Raw genomic sequence first — 5,394 nt, forward strand, 5'->3', positions numbered from 1 at the left:
CGATCGCTGGCAACTTTTGGGCTAGCTTTACTGTTTCTTTTATTCATAACCGGCGTGCGACGCCGGTGGAACGCTCTAAAAGAGGACTAATGAATGATTCAGTCCTCTTTTAGAGGACTTTGGCTATTAGACAGGGAATTCATTCCTTGGCGGACTGGCGGGTAGGCGGGAGGACTAGCGGACGAAAAGCTTAAGTTGACACGCCTTGGGCATTGCCGTGTCCTGACTGTGGGTAATATCAATTCCGATGCCACCGAGTTTTATATTATATCAAAAACAATACAACCATGAAACGAGCAGTATTTCTTGACAGAGATGGCGTTCTCAACATCGAAGCCGGTTACATTCACCAAGTAGAAGATTTGCATTTAATCCCAGGAATAGCCAAAGCTGTACGCCGTTTAAATGACCGACAAATATTTTGCTGTTTGGTTTCCAATCAATCCGGTCCGGCGAGGAATTATTATCCGGTTAGCCACGTAGAAGCTTTGCACAAACGCCTTTGTCAGCTATTAGAAAATGAAGCAGGAGCCAAGTTAGATGCTCTTTATTACTGTCCTTATTTGAGCGAAGCAGAAGGCGGAACCAACCCAGAATTTACGCGGTATACAACTTGGCGAAAACCGAATACGGGGATGTTGGTAGCGGCGGCTTGGGAACAGGATTTAGATTTGCGAAATAGTTTTATGGTGGGGGATAAAGCGACTGATGTTGATATGGCTCACAATGCCGGCTGTACTGGTATTTTGGTGCAGACTGGTTACGGAGAAAGCGTGTTGAGCGGGGAGTATCAGCACCATACTAAACCGGATTTTATTGCAGCAAATTTAACGGCGGCGGTTGAATGGATTTTGCAAAACTTTGATTAGTGGCATCGGAATTGATATTACCCAAAGTCAGGACACGGCACTGCCGTGTCCCTACAATTAATCGGGCGATGGTTACATCTCTCATCAAGGGTTCATGATTATTTTGGGGTAGGGAAACGGCATTGCCGTGTCCGACTCATGATTATTTTGGGGTAGGGAAACGGCATTGCCGTGTTCTCCGTTGCCTGGCATTTAAGTCTTTGACAATTGAGTCTTAAAGGAAAGCGCCACATAAGGAAGCCAGACTGTAAAGGTAGTACCAACGCCCATTTTGCTTTCGCAGGCGATCGCACCTCCTTGCAATTCCACAGCTTTTTTAACAATTGTTAATCCCAAACCGTTACCTTTAATCTTCCCAGTATTCTTGCAGCGGTAGAACATTTCAAATATTTTCCCTACTTCGGTTTCGGGGATGCCGATACCTTCGTCTCGGATGCGGATAATTAGTAAGGGGGAGTTAATATTTGTAAATTGGGCATTGGCAAACAAACACTGAGAAGATAAGCAGAAAATAGCTTCTTTGTCTCCCTCGCCTGCTTGACGGTATTCCAATTCCAAGGTGATTTTCCCGCCGTTTGGGGAATATTTGATGGCGTTGACGATTAAGTTGGAGAGAATGCCGTGCAGCAATTGTTGATCTAACATCGCGCTGGTAACATCTGACGGGATTAATGTTAGTTTGTGCTTGGCTTCATTTCCTAACTGCAATTGATGGAGCAAGTCTTGACAAAATTCGACTAAATTTATCGGTAATGGATTGCATTTGAGTTGGCCTGCTTCTGCTCGCCCCATGAACAGCATATCGTCGATTAGCTGGTTCATCTTTTGGGTAGCTGAGTGCACCAGCCGCAGGGTTCTAACTTGGGATTCGTCACTGCTGCGAGTTCGATCGAGCTCTAGGAGTTCTGCAGAGATTAAAATCGCGTTGAGCGGGTTCCGCAATTCGTGAGCGGCCATTGAAATATAATGGTTTTGGCGGTGCGATTTTTCTTCCACCGACTCTCTGGCTGCTTCGGAAGTTTTGAGAGATTCTCGCATCTTGGTTTCGATTTCGTTTCTGTGCAAGGCAATCTCGATCGCCACCCGCAAATCATTTTGTTGAAATGGTTTGATAATGTAACCGAATGGATCTGTAAGTTTCGCTCTTTGCAGCGTTTGATCGTCGGCATAAGCTGTTAAAAATACTGTCGGCACATTCATATTGGTTCGGATTTTTTCTGCCGCTGTTACCCCGTCCATGTCACCTTTAAGCACGATGTCCATCAACACTAAATCTGGCGGGTTTTCTATAGCTTTTTGAATTGCTTCTTCTCCTGAAGAAACTGTAGCTGTTACTGCATATCCCATTTTTTTTAATCGACCTGCTATGTCTTGCGCTACAATAACTTCGTCTTCTACAACCAAAATTTTTATAGGGTTCATTTTTCCTTAAATTCGCTGCCGATAATTTAACTGTTTAAAATTTAAATTATAGCAAATCCCACACTGACTGTCAATGGCAATAGTCCCCTCTAATTGGTAAGCCAACATTCTCACTAATCGCAATCCTAATGTTTCAGTCTTTTCTACGTCAAAATCCGCCGGAAATCCGCTACCGTTATCTTGAATAATTAATTGAAATTGCTGAGAATTTATTTCGGAAAATTTAATAGTAATTAAACCTGCTAAATTTTTGGTAAAAGCATATTTTAAGGAATTAGAAACCAATTCGTTAATAATTAAACCGCAAGGAATTGCTGTTTCTATGTTTAAATAAATGGGGTCAACTTTGAGATTGAATTGGATTGCAGTGTTGCCACAACCAAAAGATTGATACAAATTAGCAACCAAGTTTTCGACGTAGGGGGGAAGGTCGATGCGATCGAGATGTTCGGATTGATACAGTTGCTCGTGAATCAGAGCCATTGAATGGATGCGGGTCTGGCTTTCTTCAAATAAAGCTAGCGTGGATTCGTCTTCAATGTATTGAGCTTGAAGTTGCAGCAAGCTGGAAATTACCTGCATATTATTTTTGACTCGGTGGTGAATTTCTTTGAGCAATACTTCTTTTTCGCGGAGTGCTGCTTGGATGCGGGCCTCGGTCAATTTGCGATCGCTGATATCTTCGCCAATACCCGCGATGCGGTAAATTTTGCCCGCTTCGTCGTAAATGGAAAAAGCTCGATCGCACACCCAGCGCATTGTGCCGTCTGGCCGAAAAATCCGATATTCGGTACTGGTGGACTCGCCCTGCAACACTCGCCCCATTGCCTCTTCCAACAAATGTTTATCTTCTGGATGCACCCACTCCATCATTTTTAAGGGTTCGGCATATAATTCTTCGTGGCTGCGCCCCCAGATGTTTTCGTAAGCTGGACTCAGATACAATAAATCGGTGAATTCAGCAGACATCAGCCAGAAGGAATCTTGGATATTTTCTGCTAGTTGGCGGAAGCGTTCTTCACTTTCACGGATGGTGTTTTCTGCCTGTTTTCGTTCACTTATATCTTCTGCAATGCCAACGATGCGGTAAACTTGACCAGCTTGATTTCTAATCGGAAAAGCCCGAGCGCGAATCCAGCGAATTTTGCCGTCCGGCCTGACAATTCGATATTCGATATCCTCTTCAGACTCAATTTTTTTAGTGAAGGTAGCAATAACTCGCTCGCGATCTTCTGGATGAATGGACTCTGTAAAAAAGCTGCCGTAAGCATACAAATCAGCGCAGCTTCTGCCCCAAATTTTTGCGTAACCCGGACTGATATAAATAATTTCCTGGGGTTGAACGTTTACCATCCAAAACACGCTTTCAATGTTTTCTGCTAGCTGTCGAAACCTTTCTTCGCTCTCTTTTAGTGCTGCCTCAGCTTGTTTGCGATCGCTAATATCTTCTGTCACTACTACATTGTAAATTGCCCCGCTCAGCGGTTCTTTGATTAGCGATACTGTAATATTTACCCAAACTACAGTGCCGTCTTTACGCAGCAAGCGTTTTTCCATTTTAAAACTGTCAATTTCCCCGGCAAATAATTGCTTGTTTTGTTCTAAATCTGCATCTATATCTTCTGGGTAAGTAACGTCCATCCAAGTTCGCGACAGCAGTTCGCTCGCAGTATATCCCACTATCTCGCAGAATTTTTGATTGACTCGCAAATAGTGGCCTGTTTTGTCGGGGTGGGTAATGCCGACTGCCGCTTGTTCGACGGTTGCTCGAAAGCGTTCTTCGCTATCTCTGATGGTCGCTTCTGTTTTTTTGCGATCGCTAATATCGCGCTGCACCCCAAAATACCCGAGGATTCTGCCGTGGGAATCGTAAATGCAAATATAGTCGCCTTCCACCCAAATTATATCCCCGTCAAACTTGCGATTGTCATTTTCGATGTGAATTCGGCCAGCATCAAAAAATTGCCTGATTATCTCTCTGCCGCCAGTCAAGTTGTGGAAGAAAAAAGAGTCAAGCGTGCGGCCAATAAACTCTTCCCTAATAGATCCGTATTGAGCTATTAAAGCATCGTTTGCCTTCGTTACCCGCCCGCGAGTAAATACGTAATCCAAAACTTTTTCTTTGTCAACTGTATCGTCCCAGTGCACGGGTTCCTCCAGCATCATAAAGAAAAAGCCATCTAAAGATTGAGAGAAAAACAATTCTAGCTGTTCCTGGCTTTCCCGCAGAGCTTTTTCGGCGCGCCCGCGATAGATAATTTCTTCTTGCAATTGATTGTTGGCTGTTTTTAAGTCTTCAGTGCGCTTTTGATATTTAATTTCTAGCTGATTTGTGATTTCTTCCAGGGCTATTTCTGCCTGTTTTTTTTCGGTAATATCTTGAGTAACGACCATTCCTGCAAAAATTTCTTCCCGGTCGTTTTTGACTGGAGCAATTGTTGTTAAATAAACGCGATCGCCGTATTTATATTCAAAAGCATTCTCTTTTCCTGCTAAAGCCGCGCGATATGTAGTCTCAAAAAGTGGCAAATCTTCTGGTGGCGATACTTCCCACAATGTTTTGCCTTCCAACTGTTCTTTGGACAAACCAGCTAGTGCTAAACCTTGGCCGTCAACCAGAGTATAGCGCAAATCGCGATCGAACAAAAACACCGAGCCATTCGGATAATGTTTGATGAGAGTTCGATACATTTCCTGGCTTTTTTCCAGAGATGCGATTAACTGAATGCGATCGTCCTCAGTGATATCGGATTCAGTTGCAGAAACCGAAAAGCCAGCATTTTCGACTGCTTTGAGTTGTGCTTCTAATTTCTCACACAATTCTCTCTGCTGCTGCAAATGCTCTTCGAGTTGTCGAATTTTTGCTTTTTGCTCTGCTACTAATGCTTCGCTGGTTTCGAGAGGTCGATCGAGCTCTGTGGGATCGATACACATACTGGCTCTTGGTTTTGCAGTTGCGGACTTGAGCTTTTTCAAGCCAATACTAACAAAGCTCAAGCCTTCAGTGCCAACTTATATCATGGAGGGTTGCATCGGAATAATATATTTGGATAATATAGCGTGCGATCGTCTCGCTCGCGATATGCCGCGAGCGAGACGATCG

3 protein-coding genes are annotated in these 5,394 nt (G+C 43.8%); 1 reads left to right on the top strand and 2 read right to left on the bottom strand.

Annotation, left to right across the window (positions count from 1 at the left end):
* Positions 1-287 precede the first annotated feature (287 nt).
* Positions 288-869: an HAD family hydrolase gene (locus QUA56_RS36010; RefSeq protein ID WP_333368663.1), complete on the top strand. Its 582-nt coding sequence runs from the start codon at positions 288-290 to the stop codon at positions 867-869.
* A 192-nt stretch (positions 870-1,061) separates the two neighbouring features.
* Here QUA56_RS36010 and QUA56_RS36015 read toward each other — a convergent pair whose 3' ends face one another.
* A complete protein-coding gene (locus tag QUA56_RS36015) occupies positions 1,062-2,291 on the bottom strand; it encodes an ATP-binding protein (protein WP_333368666.1) in 1,230 nt (409 codons plus the stop codon).
* A gap of 6 nt (positions 2,292-2,297) precedes the next feature.
* A complete protein-coding gene (locus tag QUA56_RS36020; RefSeq protein ID WP_333368668.1) occupies positions 2,298-5,225 on the bottom strand; it encodes a PAS domain S-box protein in 2,928 nt (975 codons plus the stop codon).
* Between the last annotated feature and the right edge of the window lie 169 nt (positions 5,226-5,394).

This window comes from Microcoleus sp. N3A4, from assembly GCF_036701805.1.
In the GTDB taxonomy this organism is placed as follows: domain Bacteria; phylum Cyanobacteriota; class Cyanobacteriia; order Cyanobacteriales; family Microcoleaceae; genus Microcoleus.

Coding starts and splice junctions, on each gene's coding strand:
- QUA56_RS36010 (WP_333368663.1), top strand. CDS start 288: ATGAAACGAGCAGTATTTCTTGACAGAGATGGCGTTCTCAACATCGAA.
- QUA56_RS36015 (WP_333368666.1), bottom strand. CDS start 2,291: ATGAACCCTATAAAAATTTTGGTTGTAGAAGACGAAGTTATTGTAGCG.
- QUA56_RS36020 (WP_333368668.1), bottom strand. CDS start 5,225: ATGTGTATCGATCCCACAGAGCTCGATCGACCTCTCGAAACCAGCGAA.